This window comes from Octadecabacter antarcticus 307 (assembly GCF_000155675.2).
Lineage (GTDB): Bacteria > Pseudomonadota > Alphaproteobacteria > Rhodobacterales > Rhodobacteraceae > Octadecabacter > Octadecabacter antarcticus.
In genome coordinates, this window is sequence record NC_020911.1 from 2,834,331 (window position 1) to 2,848,134 (window position 13,804).

Annotated in this window: 16 protein-coding genes; 9 read left to right on the top strand and 7 right to left on the bottom strand. The window is 56.0% G+C overall.

Annotation, left to right across the window (positions count from 1 at the left end; all coding sequences use genetic code 11):
• Nucleotides 1-95: 95 nt before the first annotated feature.
• The 4 genes from purL (at nt 96) to grxD (ending at nt 3,123) form a co-directional block, all read left to right on the top strand.
• Entirely contained in the window at nt 96-2,258 is a 2,163-nt protein-coding gene (gene purL / locus OAN307_RS14370) for a phosphoribosylformylglycinamidine synthase subunit PurL (protein ID WP_015500399.1), read from the top strand.
• Nucleotides 2,259-2,324: 66 nt separating this feature from the next.
• The gene (locus OAN307_RS14375) at nt 2,325-2,561 is read left to right on the top strand and encodes a BolA/IbaG family iron-sulfur metabolism protein (protein WP_015500400.1); all 237 of its coding nucleotides are present in this window, start codon (nt 2,325-2,327) and stop codon (nt 2,559-2,561) included.
• The gene (locus tag OAN307_RS14380) at nt 2,561-2,767 is read left to right on the top strand and encodes a hypothetical protein (protein ID WP_044043801.1); all 207 of its coding nucleotides are present in this window, start codon (nt 2,561-2,563) and stop codon (nt 2,765-2,767) included. Before OAN307_RS14375 ends, OAN307_RS14380 begins: the two co-directional genes overlap by 1 nt.
• Nucleotides 2,764-3,123, top strand: coding sequence for a Grx4 family monothiol glutaredoxin (grxD, locus tag OAN307_RS14385; protein ID WP_015500401.1), 360 nt, complete (start codon nt 2,764-2,766; stop codon nt 3,121-3,123). Before OAN307_RS14380 ends, grxD begins: the two co-directional genes overlap by 4 nt.
• A gap of 73 nt (nt 3,124-3,196) precedes the next feature.
• Here the strand turns inward: grxD and OAN307_RS14390 are convergent, their stop codons facing one another.
• A complete protein-coding gene (locus OAN307_RS14390) occupies nt 3,197-3,583 on the bottom strand; it encodes a cell division protein ZapA (protein ID WP_015500402.1) in 387 nt (128 codons plus the stop codon).
• Complete coding sequence (locus OAN307_RS14395) at nt 3,570-4,100, bottom strand: hypothetical protein (RefSeq protein ID WP_015500403.1); 531 nt, start codon at nt 4,098-4,100, stop codon at nt 3,570-3,572. Before OAN307_RS14395 ends, OAN307_RS14390 begins: the two co-directional genes overlap by 14 nt.
• Before the next feature lie 273 nt (nt 4,101-4,373).
• Here OAN307_RS14395 and tkt point away from each other — a divergent pair, with 273 nt between their 5' ends.
• On the top strand, nt 4,374-6,395 hold the full coding sequence (gene tkt / locus OAN307_RS14400) for a transketolase (RefSeq protein ID WP_044043803.1): 2,022 nt from the start codon (nt 4,374-4,376) through the stop codon (nt 6,393-6,395).
• A gap of 147 nt (nt 6,396-6,542) precedes the next feature.
• Nucleotides 6,543-7,169 (top strand): DUF4329 domain-containing protein, encoded by a 627-nt coding sequence (locus OAN307_RS25360; RefSeq protein ID WP_015500405.1) that lies wholly within the window; start codon nt 6,543-6,545, stop codon nt 7,167-7,169.
• 3 nt (nt 7,170-7,172) lie between these two features.
• Here the strand turns inward: OAN307_RS25360 and OAN307_RS14410 are convergent, their stop codons facing one another.
• The gene (locus tag OAN307_RS14410) at nt 7,173-8,129 is read right to left on the bottom strand and encodes a DUF808 domain-containing protein (protein WP_015500406.1); all 957 of its coding nucleotides are present in this window, start codon (nt 8,127-8,129) and stop codon (nt 7,173-7,175) included.
• Between the two features lie 339 nt (nt 8,130-8,468).
• On the opposite strand from OAN307_RS14410, the gene gap (OAN307_RS14415) reads away from it, so the two are divergent.
• Complete coding sequence (gene gap / locus OAN307_RS14415) at nt 8,469-9,470, top strand: type I glyceraldehyde-3-phosphate dehydrogenase (protein WP_015500407.1); 1,002 nt, start codon at nt 8,469-8,471, stop codon at nt 9,468-9,470.
• Here gap (OAN307_RS14415) and OAN307_RS28065 read toward each other — a convergent pair.
• Nucleotides 9,467-10,036 (bottom strand): hypothetical protein, encoded by a 570-nt coding sequence (locus OAN307_RS28065; RefSeq protein ID WP_015500408.1) that lies wholly within the window; start codon nt 10,034-10,036, stop codon nt 9,467-9,469. The two genes, gap (OAN307_RS14415) and OAN307_RS28065, sit on opposite strands and share 4 nt — an antisense overlap.
• A 100-nt stretch (nt 10,037-10,136) precedes the next feature.
• On the opposite strand from OAN307_RS28065, the gene OAN307_RS29010 reads away from it, so the two are divergent.
• Both OAN307_RS29010 and gap (OAN307_RS14425) read left to right on the top strand, forming a co-directional pair.
• Nucleotides 10,137-10,280, top strand: coding sequence for a hypothetical protein (locus OAN307_RS29010; RefSeq protein ID WP_187292468.1), 144 nt, complete (start codon nt 10,137-10,139; stop codon nt 10,278-10,280).
• Between the two features lie 127 nt (nt 10,281-10,407).
• Nucleotides 10,408-11,412: a type I glyceraldehyde-3-phosphate dehydrogenase gene (gap, locus tag OAN307_RS14425; protein ID WP_015500409.1), complete on the top strand. Its 1,005-nt coding sequence runs from the start codon at nt 10,408-10,410 to the stop codon at nt 11,410-11,412.
• A 355-nt stretch (nt 11,413-11,767) separates the two neighbouring features.
• On the opposite strand, the gene coaD is transcribed toward gap (OAN307_RS14425), so the two are convergent.
• The 3 genes from coaD to OAN307_RS14440 are packed head-to-tail and all read right to left on the bottom strand — an operon-like array spanning nt 11,768 to nt 13,725.
• Nucleotides 11,768-12,262, bottom strand: a complete 495-nt coding sequence (gene coaD / locus OAN307_RS14430; protein ID WP_015500410.1) for a pantetheine-phosphate adenylyltransferase — start codon at nt 12,260-12,262, stop codon at nt 11,768-11,770.
• A 60-nt stretch (nt 12,263-12,322) separates the two neighbouring features.
• Entirely contained in the window at nt 12,323-12,760 is a 438-nt protein-coding gene (locus tag OAN307_RS14435; RefSeq protein WP_015500411.1) for a CBS domain-containing protein, read from the bottom strand.
• A gap of 38 nt (nt 12,761-12,798) precedes the next feature.
• Entirely contained in the window at nt 12,799-13,725 is a 927-nt protein-coding gene (locus OAN307_RS14440; RefSeq protein ID WP_015500412.1) for a LysR family transcriptional regulator, read from the bottom strand.
• Nucleotides 13,726-13,804: the final 79 nt, after the last annotated feature.

The window sequence follows — 13,804 nt, forward strand, 5'->3', positions numbered from 1 at the left end:
GTGATATCCGCGCCCCTTATCATCAGTCACCCTTCCCCGTTGAACCCTGCCCCGCCTTGGCATAAACGAGCGGCACGCATCGTAAGGGGACGCACATGCAAGAGCCAGCCATCACATCCGACCTGATCTCAGCCCACGGGCTGTCCCTGTCTGAATACTACCGAATTCTGGACATCATCGGACGCGAACCGTCGTTTACCGAACTGGGCATTTTCAGCGCTATGTGGAACGAACATTGTTCCTACAAATCCTCAAAAAAATGGCTGCGCACCTTGCCCACACAAGGCCCACAAGTCATCTGTGGCCCCGGTGAAAACGCTGGCATCGTCGACATTGGTGACGGCCAATGCGTTGTTTTCAAAATGGAAAGCCACAACCATCCGTCCTACATCGAACCTTATCAGGGGGCGGCTACAGGCGTTGGCGGCATTCTGCGGGACGTCTTCACCATGGGCGCGCGCCCGATTGCGGCGATGAATTCGCTGTCGTTTGGCGATCCCAGCCACCACAAAACCCGCCAACTGGTCCACGGCGTCGTCGCAGGAGTGGGCGGTTACGGCAATTGTTTCGGCGTGCCAACCGTGGGTGGCGAAGTGCGGTTCCACCCTGCCTATAACGGTAACTGCTTGGTCAATGCTTTTGCCGCAGGCCTCGCTGACACTGATAAAATCTTCTACTCGGCGGCCTCCGGTATCGGCATGCCTGTCGTTTACCTCGGCGCAAAAACTGGCCGTGACGGTGTCGGCGGCGCGACCATGGCGTCCGCTGAATTCGACGACACAATTGAGGACAAACGCCCCACCGTTCAAGTCGGTGATCCCTTCACCGAAAAGCGCCTGATGGAAGCGACACTGGAACTGATGGCGACGGGTGCGGTTATTTCCATTCAAGACATGGGTGCTGCTGGCCTGACCTGTTCAGCCGTTGAAATGGGCGACAAAGGTGGGCTTGGGGTCAAACTCAACCTCGAAGATGTGCCGCAGCGCGAAACCAACATGACCGCCTACGAAATGATGCTGTCGGAATCCCAAGAACGCATGCTGATGGTCCTGAAACCAGAACTTGAGGCAGAGGCGCGCGCAGTGTTCGTGAAATGGGACCTCGATTTTGCCATCGTCGGTGAAACCATAGCTGAAGACCGCTTTTTGGTGCTGCACAACGGCGTCGTGAAGGCCGACCTGCCGCTTGCAACGCTGTCAGGGTCCGCCCCAGAATATGACCGCCCATGGGTTGAAACACCAACGCCGGACCCCCTCGCTGACGTGCCGGACATTGATCCGATTGACGGGTTAAAGGCGCTGCTGGCCTCGCCAAACTACGCGGCTAAACAATGGGTCTATGAACAATACGACAGTCAGGTGATGGCTGACACCGTCCGCGCACCTGGCCTTGGCGCGGGTATTGTGCGCGTGCACGGTACGGACAAATCGCTAGCCTTCACGTCGGATGTGACGCCGCGTTATGTCATGGCCAACCCCGAAAAAGGCGGCGCACAGGCCGTGGCAGAGGCCTACCGAAACCTGACGGCGGTGGGCGCAACCCCGTTGGCCACCACCGACAACATGAACTTTGGCAATCCCGAAAAGCCTGAAATCATGGGCCAATTCGTTGGTGCGATCAAAGGCATCGCTGCCGCCTGCATCGCACTGGACATGCCCATCGTGTCAGGCAACGTGTCGCTCTATAATGAAACCGACGGCACCGGCATCTTGCCCACGCCCACCATCGGCGCTGTCGGGCTGATCAATCACCCCGATGACATCATTCAAGGCGTCGCGCGCCAAGGACACGTCGCCCTTCTGGTTGGGACCACAACAGGCCACCTCGGTCAATCCGCACTACTGGCAGAAGCCTTTCATCGCGCCGATGGCGACGCGCCTGACGTCGACCTTGGAGCGGAAAAATTGCATGGCGACTTCATCCGCGCCAACGCACAGTGGATCGATGCCTGCACCGACCTTAGCGACGGCGGCCTCGCGCTCGCTGCGTTTGAGATGGCAGAAACAGCTGGCACGGGTGTCGCGCTCGACACTGCCGACACAGCCACATTGTTCGGCGAAGACCAAGCCCGCTATCTGATCGCCTGCACCTTTGATCAAGCCGAAGCCTTGATGGTCGCGGCTGGCAAGGCCGGCGTGCCAATTGCGTCGGTGGGTAAATTCGGCGGTGATCATGTCAGCATGGGCAGCAGCACAGGCCCCCTCGTTGACCTTGCCAGCCTCTTTCGGGCCACTTTTGCGAACACGTTTGCGACGTAATGCGCCGCGAACCTTGCCGCAGGCCTGCTGCGCCCCTACATCTGATGTTAACAATAGGACTCACCCATGCCCATTTCTGCCCCAGAAATCGAAAGCCTGCTTCGCGATGCGTTTCCGGACGCAAAGATCACCGTGCAAGGTGACGATGGCGCGCATTTTGCTGCTGAAGTGATCGACGCATCGTTCAAAGGCAAAAACCGCGTGCAACAGCAACGCGCGGTCTATGGTGCACTCAAGGGCAAAATGGATGGGTCAAACGGCGATCTGCACGCACTCGCCCTGACAACAAAGGCGCCTGAGTGATGTTAAACTGGCTGGTTTTTGGTGGTTTGGTTTTGGTCAGCGCGATACTCGCAGATGATTGGTACGCAAAACGCCATCGCCGCCCCCTCAGCCACATGAAACCCGATCCCAGAACGGTCAAGAACGCCACTGGGATGGAAGAACTCGACCGCACACGCGCCAATCAAACGATTGCGCGGACAGATTCAAAGGGACCAAAAATATGACCGCCGAAACCCAAATCAAAGAGACCGTGACCGCAAATGACGTTGTGCTGTTCATGAAGGGCACAAAATCCATGCCGCAGTGCGGGTTTTCAAGCCGCGTAGCGGGTGTTTTGAATTTCATGGGCGTCGAATTTGCAGACGTGAATGTATTGGCCGACGAAGACCTCCGTCAGGGCATCAAAGACTATTCTGACTGGCCAACTGTTCCGCAGCTTTACGTCAAAGGCGAATTCGTCGGCGGCTGCGATATCATCACCGAAATGACGATGTCAGGTGAACTTGATGCATTGTTCGCAGAAAACGGCGTCACCTACGACAAAGATGCCGCTGAAAAAATCCGCGAAGCCAACACGTAAGCATTTTAACGTAAAAAAAATGCCGCGTCCAATTTCTGAGGCGCGGCATTTTGATGTCTCGAACCGGGCTTCTCTAGGCAGATCGCCCTTCGACATCATCGGCCATCGCCTCAACCCGTGTCGCAATTTCGCTCATTGTCTCAATGACTTCGGTTGGTATGACCGGCACTTCAATGCGTTCGACGCCGCCTTGCGTCGTCGCCTTTTCAAGCTGTGCCTGTGCTTGCGCCAACTTTTCTTCGGCCGCGCGCACTTTGTCTTCCAAACCCGCCGTGCGGTCCGCCAACAACAGCCCCGCCATCAGCAACATCCGGCTTTCGGGCATCCGACCCACCTGCGTGGAAAGCGACGACGCTTCTACGTCCAGCATAGCCGCTGCCGTCATCAAAAACTGTTCTTCGCCGTCCTGACAGGCAACCTCAAAATTACGGCCCCCGATGGTGATTTCAATTTGTGGCATCGGCTGCCTCCCGTTCAATGATCGGCGTCAGTTCTTGCAGGATCGCGTCCATTTCCGCCGCGTCCGCTGCGCGTGTTGCGCGAAGCGCCTCAAGTTCGGCAAGCATGGCTTTGTTGACCAAATGCGGCTCGCTCACACCGTCGCTCACGGCTTCGCGAAGCTGCACATTGATATCGCGCAATTCTGCGTTCATTTGGCGCAACCGCTGTAATTCACGATCCATGCGCGCAGATCGTGCACGTCCTGCGTCGACGTTGCTTTCCAGCTTGGCCAGCTTTCCGTCCTGCCGATCCTTTAGAAGCTTTACACGCTCTTCGAGCTGCGCATTCGCTGTCTGTTCTTCGTCAAGCTTTGCACCTAGTTCAGCAACTTGCGCCGCAAGCGCGCCTGCATCAACGCCGTCACTATCGGGCTGCGATGTGATCAAAGGTGGCGGCACCGAAAGCCCGTCCAACCCCGTTTTTATGCGCTCCAACGCCGTCGTGATCCGCATTTCAAGTTGTGGAAATTCGCTCATCGCCTGTCCTTTCCAGACTTGGTTTGTTCACTTTGAACACACCCAAGAACCGCTTCGTTTGGGCTTTGCCTACGAATCGCGCCCATATGTATAAAGCTTAAGCCATGTGGCCCGAGGCAGCAAACGGTGAAAATGGTTCCATTTCAGCCCTCTACACTGCAGCCTTCATCCATCACGCAGACCAACTTTGATCGTGAGGGCCTTGATCTTGGGATCCGCCCTGTTATGACCTTGCGCAAAGCCAAACATCGCAGCCCAAAGGACCACTTTCATATGGACATCCAAGCCCTTCGCAAAGCCCACCCCGAGCATTGGATGCGCGCCGCCGCGATCCGCACCCTCACGCTGGACGCCGTCGCCGCCGCCAATTCCGGCCACTCCGGCATGCCCATGGGCATGGCTGACGTTGCCACGGTGTTGTTTGATAAACATCTGCGCTTTGACCCAAAAGCTCCGCACTGGCCCGACCGTGACCGTTTCATCTTGTCAGCTGGCCACGGGTCCATGTTGATCTACGCCCTGTTGCACTTGACCGGATACGAACAGGCGACGCTGCAACAACTTAAGGACTTCCGCCAATGGGGGTCGCGCACCGCAGGCCATCCAGAATATGGCCACATGGACGGCATTGAAACCACGACAGGTCCACTGGGCCAAGGCATCGCCAATTCTGTCGGCTTTGCGATTGCCGAAGAAATCCTGCGGGCACGTCACGGCGATTCAATCGTTAACCACCACACCTACGTTATCGCAGGCGACGGCTGCCTGATGGAAGGCATTTCCCAAGAGGCAATTGGCCTTGCAGGGATGCAAAAGCTTGGCCACCTGATTTGCTTCTTTGACAACAACAACATCACCATCGACGGCACTGTGGATATGGCCGACATCACCAACCAATCGGCGCGTTTCGTGGCGTCTGGCTGGCATGTCATCGACATCGACGGCCACGACCCCGATGCGATTGATGCGGCGATTACAGCGGCCAAGGCCGATCCCCGTCCGTCCATGATCAACTGCAAAACCCACATCGCGCTGGGCCACGCGGCGCAAGACACCTCCAAAGGCCACGGTGCTCTGACCGACGCAGGCCAATTGCAAGCCGCCAAAGACGCCTACGGCTGGACCTATGGACCGTTCGAAGTCCCGGCAAATGTAAAATCCCAGTGGGAAGCCATGGGGGAACGCGGTGCGCAAGCCCACGCCGACTGGCACACTCGGTTTGAAAAGCTGTCCAAGGCAAAGCAGGACGAATTCAACCGTGCCTTGGCCCTAGACGCCCCTAATAAACTGCCCGCGACCATCAAGGCGTTCAAGAAACAAGCCTCGGACGCCGGCGCAAAGATGGCGACACGCTCCTCGTCTGAAAAAGTCCTCGAAGTGATCAACCCGATCATGCAAGAAACTGTTGGCGGTTCAGCCGACCTGACAGGCTCCAACAATACCAAAACCTCTGATCTTGGTGTGTTTAGCCCCGACAACCGCGCGGGTCGCTACATCCATTTCGGTGTGCGCGAACACGGCATGGCCGCGGCGATGAACGGCATGGTCTTGCACGGCGGTATCCGGCCCTATTCCGGCACGTTCATGTGTTTCACCGACTATGCCCGCGGTGCCATGCGTCTGTCAGCTTTGATGGAAATCCCGACAGTTTACGTTATGACGCACGACAGCATTGGCCTTGGCGAAGACGGCCCAACGCACCAACCCATCGAACACCTCGCACTGTTGCGGGCCACGCCAAATACCAATGTATTCCGCCCCGCTGATACTGTTGAGGTGGCCGAGGCTTGGGAACTTGCGTTTACATCCAAGAAAACACCTTCCGTGTTGTGCCTGTCGCGCCAAGGCCTGCCGCTGGTGCGTACTGAGCATAAAACCAAGAACATGACCGCCCAAGGTGCCTACGTTCTGGCCGATGCTGTAAACGGCAAACGTCAGGCAATCCTTATGGCCACAGGCTCCGAGGTATCCGTCGCCATGGACGCCCGCGCAATTCTTGAAGCCGAAGGTATCGGCACCCGTGTTGTGTCCATGCCCTGCTGGGAGCTGTTTGAGGAGCAGGACGAAAGCATCCGCAAACGCGTCTTGCCCGGCGGTCCAGTTCGCGTCGCGATCGAGGCAGGCATCCGGTTCGGCTGGGACCGCTGGTTGTTTGGCGAACGCGGCAAACGCGATAAATCAGGCTTTGTCGGCATGCACGGTTTCGGGGCGTCTGCCCCCGCGCCGGTCTTGTTTGAAAAATTCGGCATCACGCCCGAAGCCACAGCCCAAAAAGTCCGCGACCTTCTCGCGTAAACAACCACCAATGAATGCCAGTTCGGGCCATAATTTCATGCTTTGCATGTGGTTGTGGCCCGACTTTTTTGTACGGTATTATGACCAGACATTGTTGCGCGACGCGTTTCTGCTAAAATTTTCGCGAATCTTTCAGGAGCCTTGCCCATGATCCGACTGACAGCCTTTCTTGCCGCCGCGTCGATAGCGCTAGCTGCGTGCGACGCCCCGACAAGTCAGACGTTCGTGCAGCCAAACCCCAAGGGCGCGACAAGCCAAACCAGTCAGATTAACGCAGGTTTTTCGGTCGCTCCGGCAAACGCACCAAGCGGGCCTGTTATCGACAATTTTGCACGCAATTTCCTGAACACCTTGCAGGTGCGTTCCATCGCGGAACGTCGCGAACATTGCGGCTACTTTTTCGTCAGCTCGGGTGGCAGTCTGCAAGCCAGCACACCCCGTGCAGGTACATTTGCCAGCTGTGACATGCCAGCGCCGCTTGCGGGTCAAGGTATTATCGCCAGTTACCACACCCACGGCGCATACGGGCGCCAGTTTGATAACGAAGTGCCCTCTGTGATTGATCTGACATCGGACTTTGATTTCGGCATTGATGGCTACGTGTCCACCCCCGGCGGGCGCGTCTGGCTGGTTGATTTCCAGACCCGTTCAACCCGTCAGCTGTGTGGCTTGCGCTGCGTTACGTCCGATCCAGGATTTGTACCGCAGGACGAACGCAGCATCAGACAGACCTATACGGTCCAAACGCTGCAACGGCGCTCGTCGATCTTTTAGCGCCTAGTGCTGCGAATTTGATCCGCTCAATTCCGCAATAATCGGTCCGATCACACGGGTCACGATTGGGATTAGCAACAGGCCAACAGCCAACCCGATCACCCCGTCCAAGAACGCCGTCACAGCCCAATTGCCGAATCCAGCGTCGCCTCCTAGCGATTGGGCAATACTTTTGATCGCGTCATACGCCACGTCCCAGCCCAGATCATGGGCGCCATGCACCAGAATAGACCCGCCGACCCACAACATCGCAGCCGTGCCGACAACCGATAAAACTGTCAATAGATGCGGCATGCCACGCACCAGCCCCCTGCCGGCACCACGCCCCAAGTCCGTAGGCGCATTTAATGCCAGCCACGCCCCGACATCATCCATCTTCACAATCAAGGCGACCGTTCCATACACCAGTGCCGTGATCGCGATTGCCACAAGCGCAAGCGCGCCCGCCTGCATCGCAACGGCGCCGTCTGGAATTTCATTCAATGTGATTGTCATGATCTCGGCGGACAGGATGAAATCCGTCTTAATCGCGCCTTTGACACGGGTTTCTTCCAATTTTGCCGGATCACCGATATCCATATCGGCCTCAACCAGGGCATCTGCGTGCGGGCGCAGCACATGATAAATCTTCTCGGCCCCCTCAAAACACAGGTAAAGCCCCCCCAGCATCAGCAACGGAATCAACCACCACTCAGCGTAGGTCTTGAGCAGCATCGCCGCTGGCAACAAGATCACCAGTTTGTTGAAAACCGACGCCCGCGCGATCTTCCAGATAATCGGTAGTTCACGTTTTGGATCAAGGCCAGTGACGTATTTCGGTGTTACGGCTGCGTCATCAATGATCACGCCCGCCGCTTTGGTTCCGGCTTTGGCAGCCATGCCAGCCATATCATCAAGACTGGTCGCCGCAATCCGTGTCAGGGCCGCAACATCATCCAACAAGGCAATCAAACCGCTCATACTCGTGTCTCCATTTAGTGTTGCTAGCGAAACTAACGCGCATCACCGCAGCCGCAAGGCCCGAGCGACGGTCCACGCCGACCAAAAACAGACTGCAATCAAAACGCGGCCCAGAAACACCACGCTTTGCTCAAGCTGATTCTCCATCCGGACGTTCAGTTTTGTTGTCATCGAACGTTAGCGCAAACGTTCGCACCTGTGTGCCGGGTTGTTAGCGCAAACCTGAGGTCATCACGCACAGTTATCGCTAACATATTGAAAAAATACACATTTCCCTTGGTATCAGGTTTGACCCAACCTAAGAAAGGCCAGATTTTAGACGATTAAGGAACCGCTATCATGACCGTCACAGTTGGTATCAACGGATTTGGCCGCATTGGTCGTTGCACGCTGTCCCATATAGCCGAGGCCGCGCGCAACGATATCCAAGTCGTTAAAATTAACGCAACGGGTCCAGTGGAAACCAACGCCCACCTGTTGCGCTACGATTCAGTGCATGGCCGCTTTGCGGGGGACATCACGGTCATTGACGGCAAACTCGACCTTGGGCGCGGTCCTATTGACATGATGTCGACCTACGATCCGAACAAACTCGATTGGGACGGATGCGATGTGGTCCTCGAATGCACGGGTAAATTCAATGACGGTTATCTGTCGGCGGTTCATCTGGAACGCGGCGCGGGGAAAGTGTTGATTTCTGCGCCCGCTACAAATGTTGATCGCACCATCGTTTACGGTGTGAACCACCGCGATCTCACCGCCCATGACCGTATGGTGTCAAACGGGTCGTGCACCACAAATTGCCTCGCGCCGCTGGTCAAAACCCTGAATGACGCGATTGGTATCGAACGCGGCATCATGACGACAATCCACAGCTATACCGGCGATCAACCGACGCTGGACCGGCGCCACGATGATCTGTACCGCGCCCGCGCCGCCGCCCTTGCGGTGATCCCGACCAGCACGGGGGCCGCCAAAGCGCTGTCACTTGTCTTGCCGGAAATGGAAGGCAAACTTGATGGCACCGCCCTGCGCGTTCCGACACCCAACGTGTCCGCCGTTGATCTCACATTCGAGGCCGCAAAATCCGTGACCGTCGAAGACGTTAACGCTGCTGTCGCGAACGCCTGCGCGGGTCATATGGGCATGGTCATGTCTTATGATCCTGAACCCAAAGTATCGATTGATTTCAACCACACGCCACAATCGTCGATCTTTGCCCCCGATCAAACCAAAGTTGTCGGCGGCCGCACCGTGCGCGTGCTGGCGTGGTATGACAACGAATGGGGCTTTTCAGTGCGCATGGCCGACGTCGCGGCACACATGGGTCGGTTGAACTAGTGACCCTCGACAAGTGGCCAGTTGAGCGCTCTCAACTCTGCTTTGAAAATACAAAGAAAGTCTTCTGTCTGGACAGCAGTCAATTTCATTGAAATCGCTTCAGGCAATTGGCTTATATCGATCTTATCGCCGCCAAGACCAAAAGCCCTAGCACCTTTCGCGGTTCCCGAATGAAGATATACATACGTAGGCTCAAGCCCTAGGAAATTTCCGATGCGAGACGCAACATCATAGACCAGTAAAGGTCCGACACCATGGATCACACGACATTCATCAACAATTGCATGAAGCTCATCAAAATTGCCTGCAGCACCCAAACGCGCCTTTTGGGCCAGCAGTGCAAGAGTCATATTCCCTAGGACTGCATGCGGTATACGCCGTTGATGGCTAAGCCTGCGGTTCGATACCGACAAGCTCGCGCAAGCGATCCTGACACTATCGGCAATACCATCCATAAATGGTAATTCCTCGTCGAAACAATTTGGACCGCAGTACGGCCCCTTCAAGTACCGGCCAACCAGCGCACTGAGGCGTTCAATCTGATGCTGTGATGGAAATTGTAACATTTTTGCTCCTCATTTGGGATTTGGCTATCAAAATTCACAATCAACTATTCGGGTAACAGATTACTTTGGCAATTCCATACGACCTCAGTAAAAGAACCCTATGACCACCAAGATCGCCCTCAGCCTCGCCCTGCTAATTGTGGGCTTTTTCATGCTCGATCACTTTGTCCTGCAGATGAATACTGGCGTTTTTCTTGGCAAAAGAATGATTGGACTGATCAATCAAATGGCAGTCTGGCGCTAAGCGGACCAGTGCGGTGGATACCTAAGGCCGCGTCACGGGTTGACCTTTGCGCGTTTTTGGGGATGTTAGCGCCAACAGTGGTCGCGCCCTGCCGCCACATACGTTTACCCACATTTCGGAGGCTCCTATGACCGTCAAAGTAGCAATCAATGGCTTCGGCCGCATCGGACGCAACGTTTTGCGCTCCATCATCGAATCCGGCCGTACCGACATTGAGGTCATCGCGATCAACGATCTTGGCCCCGTGGAAACCAACGCGCATCTGCTACAATACGATTCAGTTCACGGCCGTTTTCCATATCCCGTCACCACAACCGACACCACAATTGATGTGGGCCGCGCCCCGATGGCCGTCACCGCCATGCGCAACCCTGCCGATCTGCCATGGGCCGACGTGGACATCGTGCTGGAATGTACGGGTATCTTTACCTCTAAGGAGGCCTGTCAGGCCCACCTCGAAAACGGCTCCTCCCGTGTGCTGATTTCCGCGCCGGGCAAAAATGCTGACAAGACAATCGTTTACGGCGTGAATGATAAAACACTGACAGCGGACGACATCGTCGTATCCAATGCGTCGTGCACCACCAATTGTCTCGCACCCGTGGTCAAAGTGCTGAACGACAACATCGGCATCGTCAAAGGCTTTATGACAACAATCCACAGCTACACAGGCGACCAGCCAACGCTGGACACCATGCACCCAGACCTTTACCGCGCCCGCGCCGCCGCCCTGTCGATGATTCCGACCAGCACGGGGGCTGCAAAGGCCGTCGGGCTGGTGTTGCCGGAACTTGATGGCAAACTTGATGGCGTGGCGATCCGCGTTCCCACCCCGAATGTCAGCTGCGTCGACCTCACCTTCGAAGCCGCCCGCGACACGTCGGTTGAAGAAATCAACGACGTCATCCGCGCCGCCGCCCAAAGCGGTCCATTAAAAGGCGTGCTGGCCTTCACAGATTCCAAACTGGTGAGCTGCGATTTCAACCACGACCCACATTCGTCGACCTTCGCCACCGACCAGACAAAGGTCATGGGCGGAACGATGTGCCGCATCCTGACGTGGTACGACAACGAATGGGGTTTCTCAAACCGGATGGGCGACACGGCCGTGGTCATGGGCAAACTGATATAAACTAAAAAACCTTATGTGTTTAAGGGCCACCCTTCTGGGTGGCATTTTTTTGTGCAAGATTTAAAATAACTATGCAGTAAATTCAACACCATGAGCGTAAAAAAGGGCCTCGTCCTGCGCTGTGCCGTGGCTGTGTATACATCACAAAAACACAGTAACCCCAACAGGAAAACCAATGATCATGGCGTCAAGCCTGCGAAACCGCATTGCAAATCCGACCGCATTCGTTCGCACACGCAACGAAATCGCAGCCCGCGCGGTATACGGCCAAGGTGTTCGATCAAAAATGGATGTCCCGAAATTTTACCCAGCGGGCCATCAGTGGCGGGCCAAAAAGCATGCCAAAGGCAACAATCTAAGTCTGAAACCGCGCTGCAAGGGCCTTGTTCACCGCAGGCGTGACGAACTTTGACACATCACCGTCCAGCCGCGCGATTTCTTTGACCAGTTTTGATGCAATCGCCTGATGCTGGGCTTCGGCCATCAAGAACACTGTTTCGACAGTGTTGTCTAACTGGCGATTCATCCCAACCATCTGATATTCGTATTCAAAATCGGCCACAGCACGCAGCCCACGGATGATGATCGTGGCACCAACGTCTTTGGCACAATGGATCAGCAAGTTTTCAAACGGGTGCGCCACGATCTCGCATCCAGTCTGCGCCGACAGGTCTGCACATTCCGCTTCGATCATCGCCACCCGTTCTTCCAAACTAAACAACGGCCCTTTATCGCGATTGATCGCGACCCCGATGACCAGCTTATCCACTAGCGAACAAGCGCGCAGGATAATGTCCAGATGGCCCAACGTGAGAGGATCGAACGTCCCCGGATATAGCCCAATACGCATGGTGGCCCCTTAATTTATCTGGGCGCAAGACACCCGATCACGTGCCCAAAGGCAAGCGATCTAATGACCCATCACCATTCCGGTCAGGGCGTCGCGTTCCGCCGCCAGTTCCGACAACCGCGCCTTAACCGCGTCACCAATAGAAATCAGGCCGACCATCTTGCCGCCATCCATCACCGGCATGTGGCGAAACCGCCCTTGGGTCATTTTGACCAGCACTGAATCGGTCGTGTCGGACGGGCTGCATGTCACCAGCTTTTTGGTCATCATATCGCTGACCACGAGGGCCATGCAGCTTGGGCCCTGTTTGCCCAATTCGCGCACGATGTCGCGTTCCGATAAAATTCCTGCTGGCGTTGCGCCACCGTCATCGCTGATCACGACCGCACCAATGCGCTTTTCGGACATGATCCTCGCCGCATCCGCAACATTAGCATCCGACGTCAGCGTTAACACGCCACCCGTCGCTTTGGATTTAAGGATTTGTGAAACAATCATTGCAAGCTCCCCAGCCTATTGAACCAAATTTGTTAACTTTAAGTGTCGCGTCCGCCCCCTTGACTGTCAACAACCTTGCGTTCAAGACACGAAATCTCAGCGCGCAGCCCGCTGTGTAACGCAGCGGCAAAACGGTTCAGGCGGTCGGACGTGCGATCACTGGCATGGCGCACCAGATAGAAGGACCGCGTCAAAGACACCTCATCCATGAGCACCCGTTTAAGTTCGGGTGCAAACGGCAGCGCAAAATCGTGCACGATACCCACACAAGGTTTTTCAATATTTGCCGCAGCCGCCCGCAATGCCATCACCTGCACCGCAACAGAATTAGACGCAATCTGCACACCGTCTGCCCCAAGATCACCTAGATAGTCCAATTCCTTATCAAAAATCATATCGGGGATATACCCGACGATCCGCTGGCCTTTTAGGTCCGCGAGACTGTCAATCTGGGCCGCCTTCGGTGCCGCAAGATGCAGGCGATAATCGCTCACTTTTTGCACGGTTAGTCGCCCCGCCTGCGGTCGCGATACCGTGATCGCCATATCCGCTTCGCGTTTGGACAGGTTCACGACGCGCGGCAGCGCAAGGATCTGGATTTCCAATCCTGGATTGTCCGCCCCGATCGCCGCACAAACCTGTGGCAGCAGGTAATTCGCCGCACCATCTGGCGCACCGATCCTGATTTGCCCCGTCAGCCCCGCCTGATCACCATGGGCTTCTTCAATCGCCAACAACATTGACGCTTCCGCCTCTGCCGCGTGGTCGCGCATCCGCGCGCCAAGGTCGGTCAACGCGTAGCCCTGCGGTGATTTCACGAACAGCACCGCGCCCAGTTCGCCTTCAAGCCGCGCAATCCGTCGGCCAACTGTGGCAGCGTCCATGCGCAAAATCGGTGCAGCACGGCTTAAGCTTTCGGCGCGGGCCACAGCCAGAAACACCCGCATATCGTCCCATCGAGTCATAATTGGCCTCTACCGTTGATGCCTTTGCATTTTTGCAAAATGAATTTGTTATACTGGGTCTTTTCATGACGAAAACGCA

Coding starts and splice junctions, on each gene's coding strand:
- gap (WP_015500407.1), top strand. CDS start 8,469: ATGACCGTCACAGTTGGTATCAACGGATTTGGCCGCATTGGTCGTTGC.
- OAN307_RS14380 (WP_044043801.1), top strand. CDS start 2,561: ATGTTAAACTGGCTGGTTTTTGGTGGTTTGGTTTTGGTCAGCGCGATA.
- OAN307_RS14410 (WP_015500406.1), bottom strand. CDS start 8,129: ATGAGCGGTTTGATTGCCTTGTTGGATGATGTTGCGGCCCTGACACGG.
- gap (WP_015500409.1), top strand. CDS start 10,408: ATGACCGTCAAAGTAGCAATCAATGGCTTCGGCCGCATCGGACGCAAC.
- grxD (WP_015500401.1), top strand. CDS start 2,764: ATGACCGCCGAAACCCAAATCAAAGAGACCGTGACCGCAAATGACGTT.
- tkt (WP_044043803.1), top strand. CDS start 4,374: ATGGACATCCAAGCCCTTCGCAAAGCCCACCCCGAGCATTGGATGCGC.
- OAN307_RS14390 (WP_015500402.1), bottom strand. CDS start 3,583: ATGCCACAAATTGAAATCACCATCGGGGGCCGTAATTTTGAGGTTGCC.
- OAN307_RS14395 (WP_015500403.1), bottom strand. CDS start 4,100: ATGAGCGAATTTCCACAACTTGAAATGCGGATCACGACGGCGTTGGAG.
- purL (WP_015500399.1), top strand. CDS start 96: ATGCAAGAGCCAGCCATCACATCCGACCTGATCTCAGCCCACGGGCTG.
- OAN307_RS14375 (WP_015500400.1), top strand. CDS start 2,325: ATGCCCATTTCTGCCCCAGAAATCGAAAGCCTGCTTCGCGATGCGTTT.
- OAN307_RS14440 (WP_015500412.1), bottom strand. CDS start 13,725: ATGACTCGATGGGACGATATGCGGGTGTTTCTGGCTGTGGCCCGCGCC.
- OAN307_RS25360 (WP_015500405.1), top strand. CDS start 6,543: ATGATCCGACTGACAGCCTTTCTTGCCGCCGCGTCGATAGCGCTAGCT.
- OAN307_RS14435 (WP_015500411.1), bottom strand. CDS start 12,760: ATGATTGTTTCACAAATCCTTAAATCCAAAGCGACGGGTGGCGTGTTA.
- OAN307_RS28065 (WP_015500408.1), bottom strand. CDS start 10,036: ATGTTACAATTTCCATCACAGCATCAGATTGAACGCCTCAGTGCGCTG.
- coaD (WP_015500410.1), bottom strand. CDS start 12,262: ATGCGTATTGGGCTATATCCGGGGACGTTCGATCCTCTCACGTTGGGC.
- OAN307_RS29010 (WP_187292468.1), top strand. CDS start 10,137: ATGACCACCAAGATCGCCCTCAGCCTCGCCCTGCTAATTGTGGGCTTT.